This is a genomic window from Acidaminococcus sp., from assembly GCA_022482815.1.
In the GTDB taxonomy this organism is placed as follows: Bacteria; Bacillota; Negativicutes; order Acidaminococcales; family Acidaminococcaceae; genus Acidaminococcus.
Genome location: JAKVOM010000001.1, coordinates 1,387,252 through 1,411,741, shown reverse-complemented (window position 1 = coordinate 1,411,741; position 24,490 = coordinate 1,387,252). Strand labels below are relative to the sequence as shown.

Annotated in this window: 28 protein-coding genes; 4 read left to right on the top strand and 24 right to left on the bottom strand. The window is 48.3% G+C overall.

Annotation, left to right across the window (positions count from 1 at the left end; translation table 11 throughout):
* Positions 1 to 10 precede the first annotated feature (10 nt).
* The 20 genes from LKE33_06250 to LKE33_06155 form a co-directional block, all read right to left on the bottom strand.
* Positions 11 to 772: an ABC transporter ATP-binding protein gene (locus tag LKE33_06250; protein ID MCH3950519.1), complete on the bottom strand. Its 762-nt coding sequence runs from the start codon at positions 770 to 772 to the stop codon at positions 11 to 13.
* A 1-nt stretch (position 773) separates the two neighbouring features.
* Complete coding sequence (locus LKE33_06245; GenBank protein ID MCH3950518.1) at positions 774 to 1,556, bottom strand: ABC transporter permease; 783 nt, start codon at positions 1,554 to 1,556, stop codon at positions 774 to 776.
* Positions 1,557 to 2,052: 496 nt separating this feature from the next.
* The gene (locus LKE33_06240; protein ID MCH3950517.1) at positions 2,053 to 3,780 is read right to left on the bottom strand and encodes a hypothetical protein; all 1,728 of its coding nucleotides are present in this window, start codon (positions 3,778 to 3,780) and stop codon (positions 2,053 to 2,055) included.
* An 82-nt stretch (positions 3,781 to 3,862) separates the two neighbouring features.
* A complete protein-coding gene (locus tag LKE33_06235; protein ID MCH3950516.1) occupies positions 3,863 to 4,165 on the bottom strand; it encodes a biotin/lipoyl-binding protein in 303 nt (100 codons plus the stop codon).
* A 232-nt stretch (positions 4,166 to 4,397) separates the two neighbouring features.
* A complete protein-coding gene (locus tag LKE33_06230) occupies positions 4,398 to 5,804 on the bottom strand; it encodes a phosphodiester glycosidase family protein (protein MCH3950515.1) in 1,407 nt (468 codons plus the stop codon).
* Positions 5,805 to 5,942: 138 nt separating this feature from the next.
* A complete protein-coding gene (locus tag LKE33_06225) occupies positions 5,943 to 6,983 on the bottom strand; it encodes a rod shape-determining protein (protein MCH3950514.1) in 1,041 nt (346 codons plus the stop codon).
* A 6-nt stretch (positions 6,984 to 6,989) separates the two neighbouring features.
* Entirely contained in the window at positions 6,990 to 8,249 is a 1,260-nt protein-coding gene (gene murA, locus LKE33_06220; GenBank protein MCH3950513.1) for a UDP-N-acetylglucosamine 1-carboxyvinyltransferase, read from the bottom strand.
* Positions 8,250 to 8,272: 23 nt separating this feature from the next.
* Positions 8,273 to 8,704, bottom strand: a complete 432-nt coding sequence (locus LKE33_06215; protein ID MCH3950512.1) for an MICOS complex subunit MIC60 — start codon at positions 8,702 to 8,704, stop codon at positions 8,273 to 8,275.
* Between the two features lie 357 nt (positions 8,705 to 9,061).
* Entirely contained in the window at positions 9,062 to 9,250 is a 189-nt protein-coding gene (locus LKE33_06210) for a hypothetical protein (GenBank protein MCH3950511.1), read from the bottom strand.
* Positions 9,251 to 9,300: 50 nt separating this feature from the next.
* Positions 9,301 to 9,738, bottom strand: coding sequence for an ATP synthase F1 subunit epsilon (gene atpC / locus LKE33_06205; protein MCH3950510.1), 438 nt, complete (start codon positions 9,736 to 9,738; stop codon positions 9,301 to 9,303).
* Position 9,739: 1 nt separating this feature from the next.
* Entirely contained in the window at positions 9,740 to 11,125 is a 1,386-nt protein-coding gene (gene atpD, locus LKE33_06200; GenBank protein MCH3950509.1) for a F0F1 ATP synthase subunit beta, read from the bottom strand.
* 207 nt (positions 11,126 to 11,332) lie between these two features.
* Positions 11,333 to 12,244: an ATP synthase F1 subunit gamma gene (gene atpG / locus LKE33_06195; GenBank protein ID MCH3950508.1), complete on the bottom strand. Its 912-nt coding sequence runs from the start codon at positions 12,242 to 12,244 to the stop codon at positions 11,333 to 11,335.
* Positions 12,245 to 12,248: 4 nt separating this feature from the next.
* Positions 12,249 to 14,114, bottom strand: a complete 1,866-nt coding sequence (gene atpA / locus LKE33_06190) for a F0F1 ATP synthase subunit alpha (protein ID MCH3950507.1) — start codon at positions 14,112 to 14,114, stop codon at positions 12,249 to 12,251.
* 39 nt (positions 14,115 to 14,153) lie between these two features.
* A complete protein-coding gene (gene atpF / locus LKE33_06185) occupies positions 14,154 to 14,645 on the bottom strand; it encodes a F0F1 ATP synthase subunit B (GenBank protein ID MCH3950506.1) in 492 nt (163 codons plus the stop codon).
* A 34-nt stretch (positions 14,646 to 14,679) separates the two neighbouring features.
* Complete coding sequence (gene atpE, locus LKE33_06180) at positions 14,680 to 14,937, bottom strand: ATP synthase F0 subunit C (protein ID MCH3950505.1); 258 nt, start codon at positions 14,935 to 14,937, stop codon at positions 14,680 to 14,682.
* Between the two features lie 39 nt (positions 14,938 to 14,976).
* Positions 14,977 to 15,675 carry a F0F1 ATP synthase subunit A gene (gene atpB / locus LKE33_06175; protein ID MCH3950504.1) on the bottom strand — a complete coding sequence of 233 codons (699 nt, stop codon included), beginning with the start codon at positions 15,673 to 15,675 and terminating at the stop codon, positions 14,977 to 14,979.
* Positions 15,676 to 15,702: 27 nt separating this feature from the next.
* The gene (locus LKE33_06170; GenBank protein ID MCH3950503.1) at positions 15,703 to 16,122 is read right to left on the bottom strand and encodes a hypothetical protein; all 420 of its coding nucleotides are present in this window, start codon (positions 16,120 to 16,122) and stop codon (positions 15,703 to 15,705) included.
* Positions 16,123 to 16,127: 5 nt separating this feature from the next.
* Entirely contained in the window at positions 16,128 to 17,288 is a 1,161-nt protein-coding gene (gene wecB, locus LKE33_06165; GenBank protein MCH3950502.1) for a UDP-N-acetylglucosamine 2-epimerase (non-hydrolyzing), read from the bottom strand.
* Positions 17,289 to 17,314: 26 nt separating this feature from the next.
* Entirely contained in the window at positions 17,315 to 18,325 is a 1,011-nt protein-coding gene (locus LKE33_06160; GenBank protein ID MCH3950501.1) for an undecaprenyl/decaprenyl-phosphate alpha-N-acetylglucosaminyl 1-phosphate transferase, read from the bottom strand.
* Between the two features lie 196 nt (positions 18,326 to 18,521).
* Positions 18,522 to 19,133 carry a hypothetical protein gene (locus LKE33_06155; GenBank protein ID MCH3950500.1) on the bottom strand — a complete coding sequence of 204 codons (612 nt, stop codon included), beginning with the start codon at positions 19,131 to 19,133 and terminating at the stop codon, positions 18,522 to 18,524.
* Positions 19,134 to 19,354: 221 nt separating this feature from the next.
* On the opposite strand from LKE33_06155, the gene tnpA reads away from it, so the two are divergent.
* From tnpA to LKE33_06135, 4 genes are all read left to right on the top strand, one after another.
* The gene (gene tnpA / locus LKE33_06150; GenBank protein MCH3950499.1) at positions 19,355 to 19,756 is read left to right on the top strand and encodes an IS200/IS605 family transposase; all 402 of its coding nucleotides are present in this window, start codon (positions 19,355 to 19,357) and stop codon (positions 19,754 to 19,756) included.
* Positions 19,757 to 19,762: 6 nt separating this feature from the next.
* The gene (locus LKE33_06145; GenBank protein ID MCH3950498.1) at positions 19,763 to 20,878 is read left to right on the top strand and encodes a transposase; all 1,116 of its coding nucleotides are present in this window, start codon (positions 19,763 to 19,765) and stop codon (positions 20,876 to 20,878) included.
* Between the two features lie 166 nt (positions 20,879 to 21,044).
* Entirely contained in the window at positions 21,045 to 21,584 is a 540-nt protein-coding gene (locus LKE33_06140) for a chromate transporter (GenBank protein ID MCH3950497.1), read from the top strand.
* Positions 21,584 to 22,153, top strand: coding sequence for a chromate transporter (locus LKE33_06135; protein MCH3950496.1), 570 nt, complete (start codon positions 21,584 to 21,586; stop codon positions 22,151 to 22,153). The genes LKE33_06140 and LKE33_06135 overlap by 1 nt, the downstream gene beginning before the upstream one ends.
* A 127-nt stretch (positions 22,154 to 22,280) precedes the next feature.
* Here the strand turns inward: LKE33_06135 and LKE33_06130 are convergent, their stop codons facing one another.
* From LKE33_06130 to LKE33_06115, 4 genes are all read right to left on the bottom strand, one after another.
* Positions 22,281 to 22,460 carry a hypothetical protein gene (locus LKE33_06130; GenBank protein ID MCH3950495.1) on the bottom strand — a complete coding sequence of 60 codons (180 nt, stop codon included), beginning with the start codon at positions 22,458 to 22,460 and terminating at the stop codon, positions 22,281 to 22,283.
* 64 nt (positions 22,461 to 22,524) lie between these two features.
* A complete protein-coding gene (locus LKE33_06125; protein ID MCH3950494.1) occupies positions 22,525 to 22,743 on the bottom strand; it encodes a 4-oxalocrotonate tautomerase family protein in 219 nt (72 codons plus the stop codon).
* Positions 22,744 to 22,789: 46 nt separating this feature from the next.
* On the bottom strand, positions 22,790 to 23,479 hold the full coding sequence (locus tag LKE33_06120; GenBank protein ID MCH3950493.1) for a FadR family transcriptional regulator: 690 nt from the start codon (positions 23,477 to 23,479) through the stop codon (positions 22,790 to 22,792).
* A gap of 202 nt (positions 23,480 to 23,681) precedes the next feature.
* Positions 23,682 to 24,467, bottom strand: coding sequence for a sulfite exporter TauE/SafE family protein (locus LKE33_06115; GenBank protein ID MCH3950492.1), 786 nt, complete (start codon positions 24,465 to 24,467; stop codon positions 23,682 to 23,684).
* Positions 24,468 to 24,490 lie beyond the last annotated feature (23 nt).

The window sequence follows — 24,490 nt, the reverse complement described above, 5'->3', positions numbered from 1 at the left end:
TTATACTCCCTCATCCTTTCGCCGGTTGATCTTCAAAAAGGTCACTGCGGATAAACGCTCTGACGAGCGGTTGTTTTGTATGTTTTGCTTCTTCTACGCTGCCGCTGAACACGATTTTCCCCTCGTTCAGGAGCAAGATCCTGTCAGCACAAAGAAAGGCCGAAGCCATGTCGTGGGTAACAAGAATAGAAGCAATGCCGCGTTCTTTTTTAGTATCCAGAATCAATTGACTGATATTGGAAGCCATGATGGGATCAAGGCCTGCCGTCGGTTCATCATACAAGATAATGTCCGGATCAAGGGCAAGTGCCCTTGCCAGTCCGACCCGTTTCTTCATACCGCCGGAAAGTTCCGCAGGATACAGTCTCTCACTGCCTTCCATCCCTACCTGGGAAAGCAGTTTCCTTACACGCAGGCGAATCATATCATCGCTCATATTTGTATGCTGACGCAGCCCGAAGGCCACGTTTTCTTCTACATCAAGGAAATCAAACAGTGCCGAATACTGAAAGACCATACCCATGTGCCGGCGCAGTTCATTCCACTGCTTTTCGTTAAAGTCGTTGACCTTCTGACCCTCAATGATTACGTCTCCGCCCTGCGGCTTCAAAAGCCCGATAATGAGTTTCAGTGTCGTACTTTTGCCCGTACCGCTGGGACCGATAATCGCAACCGTTTCGCCGGGATTCACGGAAAAACTGACGTGGTCAAGAATAATCTTGGGGCCGAATCTCATGTCAACTTCCTTGAATTCAATCACAGGATCTGCCATGTCAGCCTCCATTTACATACAAAATTACGGACAAGAAATAGTTAAAAATAAAAATCAAAATAATGGAAAGCACCACGGACGCCGTTGTTGCCTTACCTACACCTTCGGCACCCTGCTGGGCGTTGAGTCCTTTATGACAGCCGATAATGGCAATAATAGCGCCGAAAACGGCTCCCTTAATCAGGCCGCCGATAATATCCCATGCCTCAATGAAACCGCGGATAGATTCTATAAACATATGAGAACCGATACCTGCGTAGTTCATCGCCACGAGGCCGCCGCCAATATCTCCGACCAGGTTGGCGTAAATGACCAGAATCGGCATCATCAGTACAATTGCAATGAAGCGCGGTGCTACAAGATACTGAGTCGGACTTGTCGCCATGACGCGCAGCGCGTCAATTTGTTCCGTCACCTTCATCGTACCGATTTCAGCCGCGATAGCAGCTCCGATACGCCCGGCCACGACAACACCGGCCAGAATCGGGGCCAGTTCGCGTCCCATGGCAATCGCTACGATACCGCCTACCGAATCGGCTGCACCAAAGCGGACAAACTCCTTGGCAGTCTGTACGGAAAGTACCATTCCGGTACACATACTCGTCATACTGACAATGGGCAGAGAATCAGCGCCCAGTTTTGACATCTGGCGCAAAATTTCCCGAGGATTCGCCCGTGCTGCCACGGAACACGTATCCAGGAACAAGTTCATAATGCGGCCGGTAGAAACACAGGCATAATTGACCCTTTTCCCCATCCAGCGGCAGAGCTGATTCAAACTCATAGCATGACTCCTTTTAATGGACGCGGAAAGAATATCCACTAAATAAAACATATCGTAAGGCCAGATTCCGCTTCCATAAGTACTTATGTTTGCTATTATACCGCATTTTGGTGAAATTTTCTTGAAATCTTGCTAAAATCAATTCAAAAACATTCAGTTAGCAGTACAATCAGCCCCAGCACATAGGGAATTGTACATCAGAAAAAGGAATATTTCATGAAGAAGAGCAACAACTAGCCGTTAGCAGATTGCAGGCAGCTGCTGTTAGCAGCAAAATCGCATATGGCATTTGGCCGGCCAACAGCCAAGAGTGGTTGGTGGTTAGTGAGTGGTGGTTAGTACGCTAGTGCGGGCATTTTTCTTAACGGAATTCTTGAGATAAATTGCATCTGGCAGTTCGTTGGCCTTCGGCAGAGGGATGCGGACGGAGGACGACGGAATGCGAAAAATGAGCTATGAGACAACAATTATTCGTTGTTTCATAGCTCATTTTTATTTACTTTGCTTTTACATTTGCCGTGATACTGGTTTCACCGGAAATGATAAAGTCCATCGTATATTTTTGTTTGTTGGCACTGCCCTTCAAAAGAGAAGAAAGACCGGCTGCAAGGCTCTTTGAATTGAGACCATCCCTTGACATTGAGTCAATATCCTGGGCCAAATCCACAACAATTTCGTTGTTGGCGTCCATCGCATTGAAATCGTCAAGAAAATCCTTGAGTTCTTTTTGGGAACCCGTACTCATACTTTCTTCTTCATCCTGCAGATCCGAATTTCCCCCGTTATCCGAGCCGGATCCCTTATTCTGCTTGGAAATCGCACTCTGAATCCACTTGGTCGCATTGCCGCTGCGGACAATGAGACGCATCTTTCCGGGCGGTTGTTTATCCGGCACTTTAAAGTGAATGATGCGCGTAATCTCGTCTGAACGATAGGGCTTGAAAGTCAGCTTGATTGGCAGATCACCGCCCTGTACTACCGCTTTTCGCGGAATAGAAGCACCGACCAGTTCGGCAACCTGACAATTGGAAGAGGTTTCCACATCGACATTGATATCAAAAATTTTGACCGTATCAAACCGATTATTCATCAGCATATCCATGGCCAGATTCAATTCCGAATTCGTTACTTTGCCGATATCCTTGCTGCTGTAGAACATGTTTTCACGGCGCAGACGGATTGGCCCCTGCTTTTCGCCCTGTGCAGTGACTGTAAAGCGGACGCGGCTGGTGCCGCCTCCCTTTCTGTCCTTAGCAATGCTGACGGCATTATAAGCGACGCCGTCCACAAGGGTCGGCACCAGATCTTCATCCGTCACAAGCTGCACATTGGTCGATTTATGAATGCCCCGGTCATTATCCGTAGCCGAAACGTACATGGGGATGATTTTAGCATTTTCGCCCTCGATACCGGCCACACCGGTCAGCCGATCTTCACAGATTCTGCCAATCGTAGCTCCCAGGGAGCCTACTTTGAATGCACTCTGAATATTCGGGACTGCCGCGTAAATCCAGGCATTTGTCATAAAATAGTCGGACGTACCATGCTGCAGGAACGGATGCCCGAACGCCAGGACATGACCTTCATCATCGGTCCATGTCACGGTTCCGATGGCACCGATTGTCATATCCCCGCGCACCAGCGAAACACCGACGGAGCTGCCCGGTTCCAGTGTTGTCTGGTCCAGGTTCTGGGTACCCGTCGGTACCGCATATGACGTCAGACCAAACGGGGCCAGACGCTCGTTCAGATGGGCCAGACCATCCGCCGAAAACCCGCTGACCATCAGCGGCGTACTCTTTGGCAGAAATACGGAAGGGCGCGGATCTGTTTCATCAAGCATCTTCAGCATTTCATTGATCGGTGTCAAAAAGCAATAGTTAGGATCGGAAAAAGCCTGCCCATAAGCTACGGCCCCGGCAAGCCTTCCATCGATAAAGACGGGGCTGCCGCTCATGCCCTGGGAAATACCGCCATTTTTTTCGAGATTGTCTCCCGATGCCTTGATCAGTATATTGTAGCCGCCCGTTTCCGACCCGGTCACGCCCAACACTTCGACATCAAAGGTCTCAATGGTGTTCCCCTTAAAAACAGTTTTGCCGTATCCTTTCATACCGGCCTGCAATTCCTCTACGGCAATCGTCGGAATCGCCGCAGAGCATACTGCCATAGCAAGCATAACAAGTGCGGCGGCCATAATGAGGATCCTTTTCCAGTAACGCACGTTCTTGTCCTCCTGTTATTCCTTACAACATACAAAGAGCTGCAACAAATTAGCTCTGCTGCAGCCCTTTTTTACCTTCAACTTACTGAATTTCCGCTACGACTTGACCAGCCTGTACCTGGCTGCCCGGTGTTACCTTTACGGAAACAACTTTACCGCTGCAGTTGGCACGAGCGGCCGGAGCACTGCCTGCCAGTGTCTTAACGGAGACGAGCACAGTTCCTTCAGATACTGTCGTACCCACGGAAACAACTGACACAACTTGTCCGGACAGACTGCTTGTCTGAGCTTTGCCGGCTGCCGAACAAATTCCCACCGCCAAGGCTGCAATTAAAAGGGCTCCCGCCCAAATTTTTTTATGATATTTTCTAATTCTCTCCATCATGGTCATTTCCCTCCTCCATGATTTCCCTATTAGTTTATTATATATCGAAGCTTGCACGTGATGCAAGCGGCAAAAAACAGTCAGAGTGATTAGTGGTGAGTGGTTAGAAGTTAGTACAGTCGTGATGATATTTTTAACCGGCTTGCACAATCAAATGGTCGATGTAAAATTGCGTCAGCAATTTTGCTTCCACAGGCGGGCTGCAGAATGAGCGGCCGGCGACCTGCGTCTTTTATTTTGGCAATAAGCCCAGTGCGACCCGCACCGGTCTTTCTTTGCCGTCGGAAGGAGAATTCATGACGATGCCTTTCACGACCATTTCACTGGATCCTCCGCCGTCAAAGTTCATTGCCCGATCAGCCCCAAGTCTTACGAAATAACGTGCAAATTCATTTAACGTCATACCGGCACTCGAACTCGAGCGGCCATCTGCTACCACGAGAAGAACTGTCCCGTCGCGTTTCACACCGACTCCTGTGCGCGGTGCTCTTCCATAGGCAATATCAGATGCGATTTCTTCCTCTGCGCTTGTGACATGAACGGCCCCGTCATAGACCAGCATCGGGCCTGCCGTCCCGACAGAAGGTGCGGCATCTGCCTCAGCATTGCCCAGCGTCGTAACAATCTTTACGGGATCATTGATATTGATACCATTTAAGAAGGAAGCCGCCGGTCCGTTGCCGGAAAGTACCACCATGTTCCAGAACATCTTCATATTCCCTTTGCCCTTGTTGATGGCTTTGCCATTACGGACTGCCACTTCGGTTCCGTACTGATTTGTATCAGTGGAATCATCATATCCGTTATTAAAATAGATGAGTTCATTTTCCAGCCGCATCCGGTTAAGTCCGTTGATTTCCATGGACTGACCGTCTTTCCGGGTCACAGTCCCTGAAAAAGCAAGTTTCGGAAGAATCGTAACCGTTCCGTTCTTGCGAATTACAAGTCCCGTTCTCGGAGTGGATTCCATTCCCAGCCATTTATTCTTGATTTTGAGATTGCCGACGACCCAGATATCACTATCAAAATAGGATGCGTTGATTAGGGCCTTGGCCCCGGAACGGCGGGCAATCCTGGTCAGAGTACCCTTTTGGATGGTATGCCCATATCCGGGAATAAAATCCAGACGGTATGCGCTCTTTGGCGTGACAGTAAGGACATAGGTGTTGACATTACCGGCTCCCATGTTGACAGAATCCTCTTTATAATAGACTCCCTTGAGAACAGCGTTTCCAGCCGAAGTGGACTGACTGCCTGATTTCGGAAAATCGATGACAATTCTATGTGGCTTCTTCAGCAGAAAAATTTTATATTCCGGTACAGGAACCCGAAATGTGATCACCAGGCGGCTCTTCTTCCCTGCAGGCTCCAGCACAGCTTGACGAATCCGTTTGTCCCGCAGCCGTACGGTGCGCGTACGATCCGTGCTGCCATTAAACAATACCGTTAATTTTTTTCCTGAAGTTTCAGCCTTATATGTAATCGGCTCATCGATATTCATGACGATACGGGCGCGCGTATCTTTGACACCGCCGCGCATCTGACTGATTTTAGCAGCTTGTACGGAAGTAAAAGGCAATCCGCACAAAACGGCTGTCAAAATCGCCCGATTCAGCCATTTTTGCACTCGCAACTGCAATTTTCTCACTCCTACACATAAAAAGGACGCACGTCGAAGAGCCAATCGTGAAAATCTTCCGGCGACTTGTCTTCACGCATCTCGCGCAAATCCAAGCTGCCTCAGCATTGGTTCCTTAGAGCGCGTCCCCGTAATTTTTTAGTTTTCTTCCAAGAGCATTTCCATGACGAGCGGATTGTCCAGCGCCTGTCCTGCCCCTCTGACTACACATTCGAGAGGATTTTCGGCCACCTTGGTCCGCACATGCATATCCGATTGGATGACATCGGCCAGTCCTTCCAGAAGAGCCCCTCCTCCGGTCAGGATAATCCCGGTTTCCAGGATGTCCGCAGCCAGCTGCGGAGGCGTTTTTTCAAAGACGGACTGGATACACCCCAAAATCATACCGACCGGCTCAGTCATAGCCCGCATGGTATCCCGGCTCGTCATCCGCAACGTCGTCGGAAGGCCCGTAATCATATCACGTCCTCGGATCGCCATATCACCATGCCGCCCCAGACGGCTTACCGTGCCAATCCTTTTCTTGATATCTTCCGCCATATCTTCCCCGACCTGGATATTCAGGTCTTTTTTCATATAGCGTACGATTGCTTCATCAAACCGGCTTCCGCCTATCCGAAGGGCACTGGAAGCAACAATACTGCCCAAACTGATCACGGCAGCATCCGTCGTGCCCCCACCGATATTGACGACCATATGGCCCATCGGTTCCTGGACATCAATGCCTGCCCCGATGGCAGCAGCCAGCGGTTCTTCGATAAGAAACGCCTTTGCGGCCCCGGCCTGGATGCAGGCCTCTTTGACGGCCCGGCGTTCTACATTGGTAATCCCCGTCGGCACACAGACCATCACCCGCGGCTTGAAGAACAGATTGCGCCCGACAATTTTTGTCAGCACACTGCTCAGCATTCCCTGTGTAGCTTCATAATCGGCGACTACCCCGCCGGAGAGCGGATGAATCACTTTAATGTTATCCGGTGTCTTGCCAAGCATCTCATGAGCCTTGCGTCCGACTGCCACAACCTTACCGTTACTTTTATCGATTGCTACGACAGAAGGTTCATTGAATACGATTCCTTTTTCTTTGAGAAAAAGAAGCAAGTTAGCCGTTCCCAAGTCAATTCCCACGTCCACATTCGTGAACAGCTGACTTAAAAAGCCATTTTCAAAAAGTTTCATACCTGCTTACCCTACACGCTGGATATCGGCGCCCAGCTTTGTAAACTTACTGACAAGGTTTTCATAACCACGGTCAATATGATAAATATCCGTAATTTCAGTGGTTCCGTCAGCCACGAGTCCGGCAAGCACCATCGCCGCACCGGCCCGCAGGTCCGTGGCCCGAACCTGACAGCCATACAGTTTAGGTACACCTTCAATCAAAGCCGCACGACCGCCGCTCGTCTTGATATTTGCACCCATACGGAGCAGCTCATCCACATGCATGAAGCGATTTTCAAAAACCGTTTCCAATACGGAACTCTGTCCCTTGGCAATGCACATCATCGCCATGACCTGGGCCTGCATATCTGTCGGGAAGCCAGGATACGGCATCGTCTTGATAATAATCGGTTTCAGTTCACGCGGCCCGATCACATGAACATCATCAATGCCTTCCTCTACGGTGCAGCCTGCTTCGCGCAGCTTGGCAATCAGCGGTTTCAAGTGTTCGCAGAGAACATTTTCAACGACGATATCCCCCTGCGTCATGGCACCGGCAACCATAAAGGTTCCGGCTTCAATCCGGTCGGGAATAACGGTATGTTCTCCGCCCTTCATACTTTCCACGCCATCGATGCGGATGGCCGTTGTACCGGCACCTCTGACCTTGCCGCCCATGACATTGATGTAGTTGGCCAGGTCGACAATTTCCGGCTCCTGTGCCGCATTTTCAATAATCGTTGTACCCTTTGCCATCGAAGCTGCCATCATAAGGTTTTCCGTCGCACCTACGCTCGGGAAATCAAGATAGATGGTCGTGCCGGTGAGACCATGCGGAGCTGATGCTTCCACACTGCCATACTCTTGTTTTATTTTGGCACCCAGGGCTTCAAAACCTTTCAAGTGGATATCAATCGGACGCGTCCCGATGGCGCAGCCGCCGGGAAGCGAAATTTTCGCTCTGCCCACGCGGGCAAGAAGGGAACCCATTACCAAAAAAGAAGCACGCATGGTGCTTACAAGATCATAAGGAGCTTCCCACCCCGTTACATTATGACTATCGATTTTAAGGACATGGGGTTCGGAGCGATCTACTTTCAACCCCAGACATTCCAACACTTTACAGATCGTGCTTACATCATCCAATTCGGGAACTTCGTTAATCTTGCTGCCCTCGGTTCCAAGCACGGAGGCTGCAATAATCGGCAGCACTGCGTTTTTAGCGCCGCTTACCCGCACCGTCCCCTTGAGGCGATGCCCTCCCTTTACGATCAGTTTTTCCACGCTATTTCCACACCTTTCACTGCTCATTTACGTTTTTCATTTGTCAGGCCTATCCGTTTTTGATGACGCTGCTGTTGGCTCTGAAGCTCAGCATCCAACTTCTGACGCATCTCTTCCCGTGAACGACGGATTTTTTCTTTTTCTTCCAGATAAGCCTGCGGATTTTCTTTTTTCTTTGCGTGCTGCTGCTTTTCCCAGGTACGCCGCTGATTTTCAGCCCTCTCCCGCCGAATTCTTGACCTTTTCCTCTTCAGGATTTCACGAATCTGCCGCTTAGAAAGCGGTCCCTGGTGAATAAACTGATAACGGCGGATCAAATACAAGAAAATCGTCGGAAAAAACAACGCGGTCGAAACAATCCAGAAGTTTCGATGCCGGATTCCAATTTTCTTCGTATCATGAATCACAAACGCGACAAGTACACACAGCACGGCAACACTTAAAAACCCTTGCAACCTGGACGGCCCCCTCTCCCCCAAAGTTTACGGGTATTTCTTTATTGCTTTTAGCTATATCTTGATAATTATACCATAGTTGGGAGTGCTTGAAAATAAGGTGAAAAAGATGGCTGTGGCAGGCCGCGTCCCTCGGTCTGCGCCGCCGCTGGCAGCTTTTCCGCACTCCTGCGTCAGTTTGCCCTAGTTCCCGGCTATCCTCCACCACTTCGTGGTCCCTTTCGACGCCACTGCGTAGCGTGAAAGGAGGTTATAGAAGAATAGCAAACCTCCTGTGTCGGTTTGCCTATGTAAAGAAAGAGCTGCGGGGAAATGATATCCATTTCCCCACAGCTCCTCTATTGTGGTCACTTTGGCTCAAAATGACGAATGAACCCGAATTCGATCCGCAAGAATATTGTAATAGGTTTCCTTTTCCTGAATCGTCTTTTTAAGCGTTCTTTTTTGTTCTTCTGTCGTTGCAACGAGCAGCCGCTCGTTGAGCTCTACAAGTTCAGCTCGCAGCTGTCCCATCTTACTGACAGCCATTTTGCTGATGAAATCCATGGCGGCTGTCCCCCTTTTCGAGCCCATGCCACCCGGCTCTTTCCCTCATCTCAGGGAATCTGGAACGGTTCCACTTTGTTCAACAGTGAAGCCGTCTTCAGCCTGGCCTGCGCCCGCCTCAACACCTTTTCCGTATGTTCAATATCCGTCAATGCATCAGGATGCTCCAGTCTCCGCAGAGCTTCGTCCCGGATGCCCTCATATTTTGCAACGTCGATATTCTCCGCCTTCTGGGCTCTCGGGGTCAGGATAACGACCTTGTTATCCTTCACTTCCGCGAATCCACCTTCTACGTATACTAGAATAACATGGTTATCCTTATCCTGCAACTTTAATGTGCCTTCACTCAGTACCGCAACCATCGGACCATGATTGGCCAGGATACCGACACCCCCGGTTACCGTATTCAGCAACACATAGGAAATATCTTTACGCTGTACCAAATAACGATCCGGAGTCAGCACTTCAAGACTCATTAGTTTTGCCATATCATTCGCCTTTCAATTTCTTGCCCTTTTCTACGGCTTCATCAATGGTTCCTACCATAAAGAAAGCACTTTCAGGCAAGTCATCATGCTTCCCTTCAAGAATTTCCCTGAAACCGCGGATGGTTTCGGAAAGCGGCACATATTTACCGGACTGGCCCGTAAATTGTTCTGCTACAAAGAATGGCTGACTCAGGAAGCGCTGTACTTTACGAGCACGGGAAACTATGATTTTATCCTGTTCACCCAGTTCTTCCATGCCCAGAATGGCAATGATGTCCTGCAGTTCCTTGTACCGCTGTAAAATTTCCTGTACGCCCCGCGCCACTTTATAATGTTCTTCCCCGATGATCAGAGGATCAAGGATACGGCTTGTCGAAGCAAGAGGATCTACAGCCGGATAAATACCAAGTTCCACGATTTCACGGGAAAGTACCGTGGTTGCGTCAAGGTGCGAGAAAGTAGCTGCCGGCGCCGGGTCCGTCAAGTCATCGGCCGGTACGTAAACGGCCTGAACAGAAGTGATGGATCCATTCTTCGTCGACGTGATACGCTCTTCCAACGCGCCCAGTTCATTAGCCAGTGTCGGCTGATACCCTACGGCCGAAGGCATACGCCCCAGAAGGGCGGACACTTCAGAACCGGCCTGGATGAACCGGAAGATATTATCGATAAAGAGCAGTACATCCTGCCCTCCGACATCACGGAAGTACTCTGCCATCGTAAGGCCCGTCAGGCCGACGCGCATACGAGCTCCCGGCGGTTCATTCATCTGGCCGTAAACCAGGGCGGTCTTATCGATAACGCCGGATTCTTTCATTTCGCCCCAAAGGTCATTCCCTTCACGGGTTCTTTCACCGACACCGGTAAATACGGAATAACCGCCGTGGTTCGTGGCCACGTTATGGATCAATTCCATAATCAGCACGGTCTTACCGACACCGGCACCGCCGAACAAGCCAATCTTACCGCCCAGTGCATACGGGGCAATCAGGTCAACGACTTTAATGCCGGTTTCCATGATTTTCGTTTCCGTCGACTGCTCCGCAAGTGACGGAGCAGGACGGTGAATCGGCCAATAATCCTCCGCGTCAACCGGCGTCGGATCATCGTCCACAGTCTCACCCAGCACATTAAACACACGGCCCAGGCAGCCCTTGCCTACGGGCACCTTAATCGGTTTGCCCGTATCAAAGGCTTCCATGCCGCGAACCAAACCATCCGTAGAGCTCATGGATACGGTGCGAACAACATCGTCCCCAATATGCTGTACGACTTCCGTCGTCAGATGGATATGGATCTGAGGGGTGGCCATAGCGTCAATCTTTATAGCATTATAAATAGCGGGCAGGTGTTTATCAGGGAACCGGATATCGACGACAGGCCCCATGACCTGCACGATTTTCCCTATATGACCTTGCTTTCTCGCCGAGAGGTTCGCTACCACCTCGTCAATTTTTCTCTTTTCGTCCAAATCAGACACTGTGTGTGCCTCCTCTTACAGAACCGATGCTTTGCTGCTCCCAACTGATTCGGCATTTACGTCCTGCTCAGCTCCCGAAGAAAAAAACAGGACAGCAGCTTGCTCATCGATTGCTTACTTCAGCGCCTCAGCACCGCCTACAATTTCATTGATTTCTGTTGTGATACTGGACTGCCGCACTTTCTGATAATGAATGCGCAGCTTGCCCAAAAGCGTATTTGCGTTATCCGTAGCCGTAGTCATGGCCGTCATACGGGCCGCCAGTTCACTGGCAGCACTCTGGATGAACGCGGTAAAAATCTGGCTCCGCAGATAATATTGAGCCAGGTAAGGAAGCATTTCCCCCGCAGCCGGTTCATAGATAATGGTCGTAAAGTCCGTACTGTCCTTGGTATCCCACACCATCTGTGCTCTTTCTTCCTCATCTTCTTCGCCGAATTTTGCTTTGATGGGAAGGAGCGTCACCGTGCGCGGAATCTGCACCATCGGGGATTTAAAATACGTATAAATAATATCGACTTCATCCACTTCATGATGAATGTACATACTCGAAACGTAATCGGCCACTTCCTCTGCCGCCTCGAAAGTCGGCTTTTCGGAAAAACCATTCCACGTCCGAACTACATTGAATGCGCGATGTTCCAGGCCGATACGCATCTGCTTCCCGACAGCAATGAGGGGAGAATTCTCCCGGCCTCTCAGTTCGATTGCCGTATGTTTCACCACATTGCTGTTGTAAGCTCCGGCAAGTCCCTTGTCAGAACCAATCACAATATACGCCGTCTTGTAGACAGGACGCTGTTCAAGCAGCGGGTTTTTAACCGGATCCAAGTGGGCCAGTACGGAAGGGTCACTGATTGCTTCCTGCAGCAGTTCCTTCAGTTTAACGGCAAAAGGCAGACTGGCATTGGCGCGCTGTTCTGCCTGGTGCATTCTTGCGGAAGCAACCATCTGCATAGCTCCGGTAATTTTCCCAATACTGCCTACACTTTTCATGTGGGCCCGAATTCCACTCGTGTTTGCCATTTGTTTATCCCTTCTTCAACTCGTCCGTATCGGTCGGTTCAAACAGCTTGGAGAATTCGTTCAAAGCTTCTTCAAGGGAAGCCTTGGTTTCATCCGTCAGCTTTCCATCCCGCTTAATTGCCACAGGAATAGCTCCGTAATGAGCATTGATGTAATTCAGCATTTCCTTTTCATAGCGCGTCACGTCTTCCTGCGGGAACGCATCCAGGAATCCATTGGTCACAGCATAGAGGCTGATGACCTGTTCCTCCATGGAAAGCGGCTGATACTGCGGCTGTTTAAGCATTTCCGTCACGCGGGCGCCGCGATCGAGCTGCATCTTCGTCATTTTGTCGAGGTCAGATCCAAACTGGGCAAAGGCTGCCAGTTCACGGTACTGAGCCAGGGTCAGACGCAGCGTGCCTGCCACGGACTTCATAGCCTTGGTCTGGGCAGAACCGCCGACACGGGATACGGAAAGTCCGGCATTGATAGCAGGCCGTACACCAGAGTTAAAGAGATCCGTTTCCAGATAAATCTGGCCGTCCGTAATGGAAATTACGTTTGTCGGAATGTATCCGCTGACGTCGCCGGCCTGAGTCTCAATAATCGGCAATGCCGTCATGGACCCGCCGCCGTGTGCCTTATTTCTCCGGCAGGCCCGTTCCAACAGACGGGAATGCAGGTAGAACACGTCGCCAGGATACGCTTCACGTCCGGGCGGACGGCGCAGCAGCAGGCTCATGGCACGATAGGCCACGGCATGTTTGCTCAAATCATCATACACGATCAGGACATCCTTGCCCTGATCCATGAAAAATTCTCCCACAGCAGCACCGGCATACGGTGCCAGATACTGCATAGGAGCCGTATCGGCTGCCGTCGCAGCGATGACAATCGTGTATGAAGCAGCTCCATACTTTTCAAAGGTACGTGCCAGCCGGGCTACGGAAGAAGCCTTTTGCCCGATGGCAACATAAATACAAATTACATTTTGATCTTTCTGATTGAGGATGGTATCCACGGCAATAGCCGTTTTACCGGTACCTCTGTCGCCGATAATCAATTCACGCTGGCCCCGCCCGATAGGAACCAGGGCATCAACAGCTTTGATACCGGTCTGCAGCGGCACCTTTACAGGTTCACGTGCGGCAATGCCCGGAGCCTGATGTTCAATCGGTCTGTATTCAGTGGCTTTAATTGCACCGCGGCCATCCAGAGGTTTGCCCAAAGGATCGACAATTCGTCCCAGCATTTCCTCGCCAACAGGGATACTCATAACTCTGTCCGTGCGCCGGACGATGTCGCCTTCTTTAATCTTATCGGCACCGCCCAAAAGTACGATACCCACTTCTTCAGGCCACAGGTTCTGCACCATACCGTAGACACCGTCACGAAGGGCGACAAGTTCTCCCGACATAGCGCCGCCGAGACCCGTTGCGGTACAGATACCGTCACCGACGGTACGAACGACACCGATTTCTTCCAGATTTACATGATTATCATATTGCTGGAGCCCTTTGGTAAGAGCTTCAGTGAGGCCTTCAGTTCCTGCGGTGTTCCCGGCATCCAGATGAATCTGCTGCATCAGTTGGTCCATTTTTTCCAGCTGACGCTTCATCGAGGCGTCAAAAACATGATCTCCATAGCGGACAATAATACCGCCAACGAGAGAAGCATCCACTTCCTGCTTTGTGACAACAACCTTTTTGCCGAATTTTTCGTTCAAAAGGCTCAGCAGGAGACTTTCCTCTCCTTCTTCAAGCGGTCTGGCCGTCGTAATGGACACAGGCAAATCAGGTCCCGCAGGAAACAGCTTCCGGTCATCATCCGTTATATGCAGACGCTCCAGGATCTGTTTCCAGAGTTCTCTTCTATCCGTCGTTTCCATTTGTTTATCCAACTGCCTCCAAAGAGCTGTCAAAAGCCCTTATTTATTTTTCTCCGCCAGAGTTTTATCCGTCACGCGGGCCACTAAATCTTGATCGGCCTGACTGGTCAGTTTCTGTTCCAGCACGCGCCCGGCAATTTCCGTACTGAGAGCAATGACTTGTTCACGCACATCCAGAAGCGCTTTCTTTCTTTCCGCTTCCACGCGGTCACGTCCGGAGTTTAAAATTTCTTCCCGTTCTTTCTGGGCCTGAGCCAGCATTTCGTCATGAATCTGCTGAGCCTGGGCATTTGCCTTGGCAATGATTGCATTAGCCTCTTTCTTGGCGTCTTTCATCTTATCGACATACTGCTGTTTCAAAGCTTCGGCATCTTTTCTGGCATTCTCGGCATTGTCCATATCCTTGACAATCCGCATACGGCGGTCATCCATCGCTTTCAGCAACGGTTTATAAGCAAATTTTGCCAGGATCCATAAAAGAATCAAGAAATTGACAATCTGCGCAATTAACGTGTAGTTGATACTTACCAAGCCTTACACTTCCTTTCCTTCCCTTCCGGAAACCTTACTTTGTAAAGGGGTTTGCAAAAATCAGCACAATGGCAATAACGGAAGCAATGATAGGAATAGATTCAACAAGGCCGATAGCAATCAGCATGTTGACCTGGAAGTTACCAGCCTGCTCAGGCTGACGGGCCATGCATTCCAAAGCCTTCTGGGCTACGTTGGAGTCACCGCGGGTTGCGGCAATGGAGGCGCCTACGCCGATAGCGGCAGCGCCAATAATGGAAACAATGATAATCAAAGTATTGTTGTCAATCATTTTTTCTTTTCCTTTCCTCTCAACAGGAGTAGATTCAAATTAATATTTCGTCTTGAAAATCGGAGCCAGGGCAATAATCGTCAGCATCGTGAAGATAAATGCCTGCAGGAATCCGATAATCAAGCTGAAACCAATCCAGATATTCGGCACTACAAACGGCACCAGTTGGTACAGCACGCCGAGCAGGATTTCTCCGGCCAGAATATTACCGAAAAGACGCAGCGCCATGGTCAGAGGCTTGGCCAGTTCCTCCAGGATATTCAGCGGCAGCATCAGGGCAAACGGGGAAATCAAATGTTTAAAATATCTTGGTCCCTGTTTGATGCAGCCGAAAATGTAGGCGGCAACTGCCACTGTAATGGAAAGTCCCAGGGCTACGTTGATGTCATTTGTCGGAGAAGACAAATGCACGAAAATAGACGGCAGCATACCGAGCTCATTACCAACAAAGATGTATAAGAACAAGGTGATCACAAACGGTGTTGCCATACGCCGTCCTTCGATGCCCAGGTTTGCATCCATCAGTTTATCCAGCCATTCGATAAACATTTCCACAAAGTTCTGAATCCCGTGAGGAATCAGCTCGACGCGGCGCGTTGCAGCAAAGACAACAACCGCAACAATCAGCATCGTCAGCCAGGACATGTAGATGGTCTGCATGTTGACGACTACATCAGGCATGACTTCGGTAGTTCCATAGTGGATGATTTCGGAACCTGCGGCTTCCGCAATACCCATACAATCACTCCTTTCAATTTTTACCCTTCAATTTTTACTTTTCACATGAATGCCCAATGCGGCCATATGGATAATCAGGCATACATAAAAAACAAGATAGGTGACTAACACATACGCCGGCCCTGCCTTCAAAAAAAGAGCCAGCAGCGTAAAAGCAAGCAGCATAGCAATACGCTTTACCATGACCCAGCGCATATAAGCCGCCGATTTTGCCGGCACCAGCTGCATTCCCCTGTCAATGCCGGAGAGAAACAGAAAATTATCACATACGCCGGCGCCTACAGCAAGTACAATTGTAAGAAGATGACTCCGGAAGACAGCTGCCAGCACCACTGTGACCACGGCCGCAACGATCAGCTGACGCTTAAAAAGCCTGGTCAGCTGAGATTTTAGTCCTGACTTACCCCTGTCTTCTTTCGTCCTTCCACCAGTAAAAAGCGCTTTCATCCGCTTTATTTTCCGCCGTTAAATTCGGGCATCTGTTCCACCGGGAATCCGTGGGAATGCAGCAGATAACTGACAATCCTCCGGGAAGCTTTACCGTCGCCGTAAGGGTTCACGGCTTCGGACATAGCCCGATAATATTTTTCATCATTAAGGAGACGACACGTAGCGGCATAGACATCTTCCTTGCCGGTTCCTATCAATTTAACAGTACCGGCCGTGACCGCCTCCGGGCGCTCCGTCGTATTTCTCAGTACCAGAACCGGTTTGCCCAGGGCCGGAGCTTCTTCCTGGATTCCGCCGGAATCCGTCAGAACAATATCGACTCTGGCCATCAAATTGACAAACGGTTCATAATCCATCGGTTCCAGAAGATGAACACGATCCATCTTGCCAAGAACCGCTTCAGCTACTTCCCGTACCTTAGGATTCTTATGCATCGGGAAAATTGCTTCCACCGTCGGATTATCTTTCAATACTTCCTTAAGTGCCTGATAGACGTGGCGCATCGGGGCACCCAGGTTCTCACGGCGGTGTGTCGTCATCAGGATCAGCTTATGGTCGGAACGAATGGCCGCTTCCAGTTTCGGGTTATGGAAGTCAAAGTTTTCTTTCACCGTTGTCTGCAGGGCATCAATGACCGTATTGCCCGTTACATAAATATTTTCTTCCGGCACATTTTCTCTTAACAGATTGGCCTTGGCTGTAGAAGTCGGGGAAAAATGAAAATCCGTAAGCGATGCAGTCAGCTTCCGGTTCATCTCCTCGGGGAAGGGAGAATATTTGTTGCCCGTACGCAGTCCTGCTTCCACGTGGCCGACAGGAATCTGCTTATAGAAGGAAGCCAGTGCTCCCACAAAAGTAGTAGTGGTATCACCATGAACCAGAACAATATCCGGTTTGGCCTGTTCCAATACATCTTTAAGTCCCATCAGGGCACGGCAGGTCACATCATACAGGGTCTGGCCGGCCGTCATGATATTCAGGTCATAATCCGGCTTGATATCAAAAAGATTGAGTACCTGGTCCAGCATTTCCCGATGCTGCGCAGTAACCGCTACAATCGGTTCCAAATACTCCGGAAATTTTCTCATTTCCAGGACAAGCGGGCACATCTTGATGGCTTCAGGACGCGTCCCAAAAATTGTCATGACTTTGAGTTTACTCATACTTTTCTCCCCGTTTCTAAAATTTATCAACGATCTTTCAAAATGCCAATTTTTTTAGCTCCAATAAAGATGAAAGCAACCAGGACGACCAGTAAAATGATGGCATAGACGCCATCGACTTCCGTCAGCAAAACGGCAGTCAGGCAAAGTCCGGCACTGATCAAATACATGAATATCACGGCCTGGCGCTGGCTGAATCCCATGGCCAGCAGGCGGTGATGAATATGTCCTTTATCGGGCTGAAAAATCGGCCGGTTATTTTTATAACGACGAACAATGGCAAAAGCCGTATCCATGATAGGAAGTCCCAGGGCAATGGCCGGAACCAGAAGTGCAATCGTCGCGGCACTCTTGACGGCACCAAAAATAGAGATGGCTCCCAGCATATAACCCAGGAACAGACTGCCCGTATCTCCCATAAAAATGGTAGCCGGATTGAAATTATAACGGATAAAACCGATAATTCCGCCGGCAAGTGAAGCCGTAATAATCGCCACAGAGTACAGTCCCTGCTGCAGGGCGACCATAATAATGGTAACGGAAGCAATGACAGAAACACCGGCTGCCAGCCCATCCAACCCATCAATCAGGTTGACAACGTTAGTAAAGCTGACAATCCAGAAAATAGTAAAAGGCACCGACAAATAATCTAAATAAAAATAGCCGCCCCACGGATTGTTCAGCCATTCAATCCGTATGCCGAACAAGACCGGTATCAAGGCTGCCACGATCTGCCCCACGAGCTTGACCTTTGCCGAAAGCTGGAACATATCGTCTGCAATGCCGACAGCGGCAATAGCGCAGCCTCCCAGTAAAATACCAATCACATCCTTGGTAAGTTCCATCGTGGTCAGGGCAGCAGCCATAAATCCTATTACAATAGCAAGACCGCCCATGCGGGGCATAATTCTATGATGTACTTTACGGGCATTCGGCCTGTCTACCGCTCCCAGCCGAAACGCCAGTCTTTTTACGGCCGGCGTCAGGGCCCAGCTGATGAGCAGGGACAGCCCTAAAGCCACAAGATATGGTTTCACAAAAATCCCCTTCTGCGGAAATTTCCGCGCAGATATTTTATTTTATTGCACAATATACTACATTATAGCATATTGGGGGTAAATTCAACCAGAAATACAAAAGAAAAGTGTACAAAAATAATCAGTAGTGACGAGCCATTTTTGACTGACAGAATCATACCTGAATCCCCTTGCTCCTAACTCAAAACGTATGCCCTCAGAAATCTTTTTCGGTAAATAAAATTAATCCGCCTTTTCTCCGGTGACCGGTATGCCATAGTTCCTTCAGATCCAGCCAGCGCCAGGTACCATAGGTCGTCACTTTGACAGCGCACACGTCTTCAAAATTGTCGTAGCCCGTCAACAGATACCAATGCCAGACAAGGTTAGCAAAGGAAGGTTCCCTGTGTTTAAGCGTCAGCACAGGTACCGGCCACCCGGCATCAATCTGCTTTTTTACGACGGCAAGCGCATCTTCGTAAGGACGGCTGCCGTCAAATCCTGTGATAACGATGTCCCTTACGCCCTGATCCTCCAAATAATGCGAAAAACCTTCTTCATAGATTTCCAGGCGATCGATACCCATGAAACGAGGCCGAAGATAGGGTTTCATTTTCATGCCCAGGGCAATATACTCCCGGCGAGTCATTTCTTTCCGGGCACCAGGATATGCCAAAGGGCGATTCTTATATAAAGAGAAATAAATACTGCAGTCGCAGGCCGTTACGGCGGCACAGCCGCCAATTTTCATCCAATTATCATTGATAAACCACGCCTGACTGCCGCCAAATGCACCTTCTATGGAAAAATAAGGAAGTTCCTTTTGCATATAGTTCCCTCCCCTTTTATTTTCTATCTATCAAGTGTAACATATCAAAGTATATTTCATGCAAAAAATTCACTACTATTTTACAGATTTACAAATCCCCAGCGAGTGAAAGTCCTTGGTTTTAACCATGGGATGAAACTCGTCCACTAAAAACGAAATGATATTTTGCATGCTCGTAGATGTTTAATTGCTTTTATCTACTAACGTGTTATATTAATATCATGGAAAATAAATATTTCAGGACAAAAACAACAGTATCTTTCATCAACTATCATTTTGTATTCTGTCCCAAATACCGCCGCAAGATATTCTTGATTCCTCATGTCGAGGAGAGATTCAAGGAGCTGACACGGCAGATATGCGAGGAACTCAAAATTGAAATCCTTGCCATGGAATGCCATATCGACCATGTGTATTTGTTTTTAAGGTGCTGGCCGAAGCAATCCCCTGCCGAAATTATGAGGAAGGTGAAAGGAGCTTCCTCTCATCGGCTTCGAGATGAATTTCCTCAACTGAGTGGTATGTCGTCATTATGGACCAGGAGCTATTTTGTTTCGACGGCCGGCAATGTTAGCAGCGAAACGATTAAACGCTATGTGGATACTCAAAAAACCAGGGGGTGAAAAGCAATGGTCAGGACATTCGGGTTCAAGCTGTTCCGTGCTAAGCGGAACAAAAAGCTGCATCGGCAGATTAATGCTGCCGGAATGGCCTATAACCATTGCATCGCCCTGCATAAGAGATATTGGAAACTGTACCATAAGTCCTTGAACCTCTATGCGCTCCAGAAGCATCTCACGAAGCTTAAGAAAATACCGCGTTTTGCTTATCTGAAAGAGATAGGCTCGCAAGCCTTGCAAGACGTTACTCAACGCATTGACAGGGGCTATAAGCTTTTCTGGGAAAACCTGAAGCGGGAGCGGAAGACGGCACCACCAGGATTCCGCAAGGTGCGAAAGTATAAATCCTATACGCTCAAACAGGCTGGCTGGAAACTGGATCAGGAACATGGTATTGTCTATATCGCAAAACAGAAATACCGCTATGCGAAAAGCCGTACCATCGAAGGCAAGATTAAGACATTGACTATCAAACGGGACAGTCTTGGTGATATCTATCTCTATTTCACCTGCGAATTGCCGGATGTCGAAGTAGGAGCACGAACAGGTAAAAGCGTCGGCTTCGATTTCGGTTTCAATGGCAAAATGCTCATAGCTGAAAATCCGGAGGAAGATATCCGGGAACCAGGATTTTTCCGCAAAGCCAGGAACGAAATTGCCCGTGCCAGTCGCAAGCTGTCCAGGAAACGTATGCAGTCAAACAATCGGTGCAGGGCTCGCCAGGAATTGGCTCGTCTGCATCGTAGGATTGCGAATCAGCGTAATGCTTTTCACTGGCAGTTGGCAAGAGAATTATGCTCCCGCTACGCAGTCATCTGTCTTGAGGACTTGAATATGAAGTTCATGCAGAAAGGCCACGGGAAAAAGGTTATGGACTACGGGCTTTCTGAGTTCGAGAATATCCTCGCTTATGTAGGCAGGCAGGTTGGTACAAGAATCGTTAAAGTAGATCCATACTTCCCGTCCAGCCAACTCTGCTCGGAATGCAGCTATAAGAATCCTGAGATGAAAAATCTCCGAATTCGCGAATGGGTTTGCCCTGCCTGTGGTTCGCATCATGACAGGGACAGGAATGCTGCCCGTAATATCCATCAGGAAGGCCTGCGAATACTTGAATCGGCCTGAAGTAAACAATACTGGGCGGGGCATCGTCCATCTGCAGGAGTCCTCGTAAGACTATCGCAAGGTAGCAGAGGGCGTTAGTCACTCAGGAATCCCTCGAATTTATTCGTGGGAGGATGTCAAAGAGTTTTACACCCGTGTTATATTAGCCATTGTGGAGGTGTTTTGATTGAACAAATATGTACAGCTTTTTACCGTCTTTGCCCGTATGGGAGCCGTTACCTTCGGCGGAGGATACGCCATGCTCCCCATTCTGCAGGCGGAAGTCGTTAATAAATATCACTGGGCAACCGATGAAGAACTGGCTGACTACTACGCGGTGGGGCAATGTACACCGGGAATCATTGCCGTAAATACAGCCACTTTTATCGGTCTCAAGGAAAAGGGAATTCCCGGGGGAATTGCTGCCACACTGGGAGTCATTTTTCCCTCCATGGTTATCATTACCGTTATCGCTGCTTTTCTGACGAATTTTGCAGAGTACACGCTTGTCAAAGACGCTTTTGCAGGCATCCGCGTCTGCGTCTGCATTTTGATTCTGCAAGCCGTGATCAAGCTTCTCAAAAAAGCAGTCATAGATAAAATCACCTTTCTTATTTTCCTGGCCGTCATGTTCATCAATATGCTGACGGATATTTCCCCTGCCTGGCTCGTAGTGCTGGCCGGCGTTATCGGAGTTCTGACAAAAAAACTCGGAGGTGAACAGTAATGCTGTTTTCCCTTTTTTATGAGTATTTTAAAATCGGCCTTTTTGCCATTGGCGGCGGTATGGCCACGATTCCGTTCCTTTCCAAGCTGGCGGAAAGAACCGGTTGGTTCACTCAGAATGATCTGCTGAATATGATTGCCGTTTCTGAATCCACGCCGGGACCGATAGGAATCAACACGGCTACTTACGTCGGTTACCACATCCAGGGCATTCCGGGGGTACTGAGTGCAACCATCGGGCTCGTCACCCCTTCTGTGATTGTCATCATCATGGTCTATTCTGTGCTTAAAAAGTTTGGCGATAACTTCTATGTAAAATCCGGAATGTATGGACTGCGGGCCGCTTCCTGCGGACTGATTGCCGCAGCATGTGTACTCGTAGGCAGAGTCACCCTGATCCAGCCTGAAATCTGGCAGGCAAGCCATTCAATTACGTCTGCCCTGATCTGGCCTCGAATTCTTCTTGCCATCATCTTGTTATTCTTAACCACCAAATTTAAAAAAGTGCACCCTGTAGCGTGGTTAGCCATGGCTGCAGTTGTGGGTGTTGTTTTTCACTTCGGCAGCTGAGAAATAATAAAAATTGAATAATTTTTTAATATTAATTCCCTGACAGATTATTGATTTCTTACGAAAAGGACTCCCTTCTAAACCGACCAAATCGAGGTCGTTTAGAAGGGAGTTTTCATATTGAAATTTAACTCCAAATTGTTCCAATTCCTGCAGCACGACAATAAATTTCCCTTGCTGTAATCTGCGTACGGAGAGGCATCTGAAATTGACCAGTTGAAATCATAGCAAATGCTTTCTTATTGGCTTTGATGGCATCACGCATGCTGAAGACTTGCTGCATATCCTTTTTCGACAGTAATAACATTTCTCTTTACTCCCCAATCTAAAATAAAAACAGTGGCAAGGGTATCCCTTCCACTGTTTCTACTTTACTTTATTACGCTCGAACGAAGAATAAGCTTATCATTCTTCGTTTTCATTTTCACGTCTTTTACAAAATCTTCCTTTGTGGTTTCTGCAATGGAAACGGAAACAGCTTCTTCCGGATCAGGCCACCATTTCTTCAAACTATCCCTTAATTCATTTGCAATTGCTTTTAAATCTTCTTCTTTACGCCCCTTATATAATGTCAAACTGATATGTGGCATAACTGCCATCCTCCTTTTTGTTCACAAATACAACACGGCTTAAAATTCAATCAAATAAATCAAATTTTTTAAAAAGTGCACGTTCTTCATCCAAAATCATACGTATGGCCTTGACTGCTCTAGGCACATCATGATGACGGATACCCTCATACAATTCAGTATGCTCATCTTTTTGCCAGTAATTACTGGCTTTTACCTGATAAGCCTTAATCGCATCTCTAATAAAGCTGTCACATGAGTTATACAAATCAAACATCAATTTATTGTGAGACATCTTAGCAATCTGCGTATGAAACTCCATATCGCATTCAACAAATTCCGGAGAAGTCGGATTGGCACTGTTCCATCTCTCTTTTATTTCTGCTAACTTTTGAATATCCTCTTCTTCGGAAAATTCAGCCGCAAGCTGAACCGTAGTCACTTCGAGAGCATACCGCACTTCAATAACATCTCGAAATTTGGCATCACGAAACCGTGACTGCAGCGCGGCGTCCAGGCGGTCAGCTGCAATTACGTAAGTTCCGTCTCCCGGAATTGCTCTTAATAACCCTGAGTGAACCAGAGACAAAGTTGCTTCCCTGACTGTATTGCGGCTGACGCCAAGGGTTTCCATTAATTCCATCTCACTGGGAATTTTTTCTCCAACAGGCCAGGCTCCAGTCTTGATTAAATTTTCCATTTGAGAGACAATCTGCGCCGGCAGCGTAGAACGTCTTGGTTTCTTTAGCTGTACCATTTCACACCTCGTACATTATATTTCTCACATTATAACATAATGTTCTACAATCCGAACAAAGGTTATTAGTATATCTTTATGGTGATGTGTATCGTACAGATACACACTTTAGACGTATTCAGTCTAAAACAGGCTGACTGTACTCGGATGCTATCTACAGATTTTTAAAACCAAATAGAAAATTTATAGAGCAGCTACTGTGTCAAACATATTTAAAGAAATTGCGGACACATATTAATAAGATCACAGCAAGAAGTCCGATAAAAAGTTTGTCAATGACCTCACCGCTAAGATCTTTGGATATCTTTCTTCCTGCTGCACCACCAGCAATGCCTCCGGCAATCATCAGCACTAACGCGGCGACCTGAAATTCTGGTACATTTCCAGAAGCTACTGTATAAATCAAACTGAAAATCTGGCTGAACAAAATCGTGAACAAAGAATTCTGAACAGCCATTTTTGTTGGCATGGAAAAGAAAAACTGGAGAACTACCAAGTCAATAGGTCCGCCGCCAATACCGAGAAAACTGGAAAAGATTCCGAGGACAACACCTATAATTACAGATGTTATGCGATTCTGCAAATGAAGAGTCCGAATATTTTTTTTGCAGAGCGTATAAAGTGCAGTACCAAGAACCACAAGTCCAAGACAAACCGCCTGCACCGCTCCAACCCTGTCAGGAAAGGCACTTTGGCTTTTAATCATTTCAAACAGGTATTTTCCAACTACACCGCCAACAGCCGCACCTAATGAAAGTGGAGCGACAGCCGAAACATTAACCGTATTGTTTTTCGCGCTTAAATTTTTAAATGTAGAGTAACCAGTCATAGCAAGGACAGTCACACCAGACAAAAAACTTGCCAGAGATACGCTTGCTATCCCTGAAAGATCCACCACAGGTTTCATGAAAACCCCGCCGCCTACGCCGCAAATGTTTCCGATGACAGATGACAGGAAAGCTATCAGCAATAACATAATATTGACCATGTAATTTTCCTTCCTCTCTCAAC

Excerpts from the sequence above, each read along its gene's own strand:
- atpA (MCH3950507.1), bottom strand. The coding sequence starts at position 14,114 with ATGGAAACGACGGATAGAAGAGAACTCTGGAAACAGATCCTGGAGCGT.
- LKE33_06135 (MCH3950496.1), top strand. The coding sequence starts at position 21,584 with ATGCTGTTTTCCCTTTTTTATGAGTATTTTAAAATCGGCCTTTTTGCC.
- wecB (MCH3950502.1), bottom strand. The coding sequence starts at position 17,288 with ATGAGTAAACTCAAAGTCATGACAATTTTTGGGACGCGTCCTGAAGCC.
- LKE33_06125 (MCH3950494.1), bottom strand. The coding sequence starts at position 22,743 with ATGCCACATATCAGTTTGACATTATATAAGGGGCGTAAAGAAGAAGAT.
- atpB (MCH3950504.1), bottom strand. The coding sequence starts at position 15,675 with ATGGGTATTGCGGAAGCCGCAGGTTCCGAAATCATCCACTATGGAACT.
- atpC (MCH3950510.1), bottom strand. The coding sequence starts at position 9,738 with ATGGCAAAACTAATGAGTCTTGAAGTGCTGACTCCGGATCGTTATTTG.
- LKE33_06250 (MCH3950519.1), bottom strand. The coding sequence starts at position 772 with ATGGCAGATCCTGTGATTGAATTCAAGGAAGTTGACATGAGATTCGGC.
- atpD (MCH3950509.1), bottom strand. The coding sequence starts at position 11,125 with ATGGGGCCTGTCGTCGATATCCGGTTCCCTGATAAACACCTGCCCGCT.
- LKE33_06145 (MCH3950498.1), top strand. The coding sequence starts at position 19,763 with ATGGTCAGGACATTCGGGTTCAAGCTGTTCCGTGCTAAGCGGAACAAA.
- LKE33_06225 (MCH3950514.1), bottom strand. The coding sequence starts at position 6,983 with ATGAAACTTTTTGAAAATGGCTTTTTAAGTCAGCTGTTCACGAATGTG.
- LKE33_06115 (MCH3950492.1), bottom strand. The coding sequence starts at position 24,467 with ATGGTCAATATTATGTTATTGCTGATAGCTTTCCTGTCATCTGTCATC.
- LKE33_06155 (MCH3950500.1), bottom strand. The coding sequence starts at position 19,133 with ATGCAAAAGGAACTTCCTTATTTTTCCATAGAAGGTGCATTTGGCGGC.
- atpE (MCH3950505.1), bottom strand. The coding sequence starts at position 14,937 with ATGATTGACAACAATACTTTGATTATCATTGTTTCCATTATTGGCGCT.
- LKE33_06170 (MCH3950503.1), bottom strand. The coding sequence starts at position 16,122 with ATGAAAGCGCTTTTTACTGGTGGAAGGACGAAAGAAGACAGGGGTAAG.
- atpG (MCH3950508.1), bottom strand. The coding sequence starts at position 12,244 with ATGGCAAACACGAGTGGAATTCGGGCCCACATGAAAAGTGTAGGCAGT.
- LKE33_06210 (MCH3950511.1), bottom strand. The coding sequence starts at position 9,250 with ATGGATTTCATCAGCAAAATGGCTGTCAGTAAGATGGGACAGCTGCGA.
- LKE33_06235 (MCH3950516.1), bottom strand. The coding sequence starts at position 4,165 with ATGATGGAGAGAATTAGAAAATATCATAAAAAAATTTGGGCGGGAGCC.
- LKE33_06130 (MCH3950495.1), bottom strand. The coding sequence starts at position 22,460 with ATGTTATTACTGTCGAAAAAGGATATGCAGCAAGTCTTCAGCATGCGT.
- LKE33_06245 (MCH3950518.1), bottom strand. The coding sequence starts at position 1,556 with ATGAGTTTGAATCAGCTCTGCCGCTGGATGGGGAAAAGGGTCAATTAT.
- tnpA (MCH3950499.1), top strand. The coding sequence starts at position 19,355 with ATGGAAAATAAATATTTCAGGACAAAAACAACAGTATCTTTCATCAAC.
- LKE33_06120 (MCH3950493.1), bottom strand. The coding sequence starts at position 23,479 with ATGGTACAGCTAAAGAAACCAAGACGTTCTACGCTGCCGGCGCAGATT.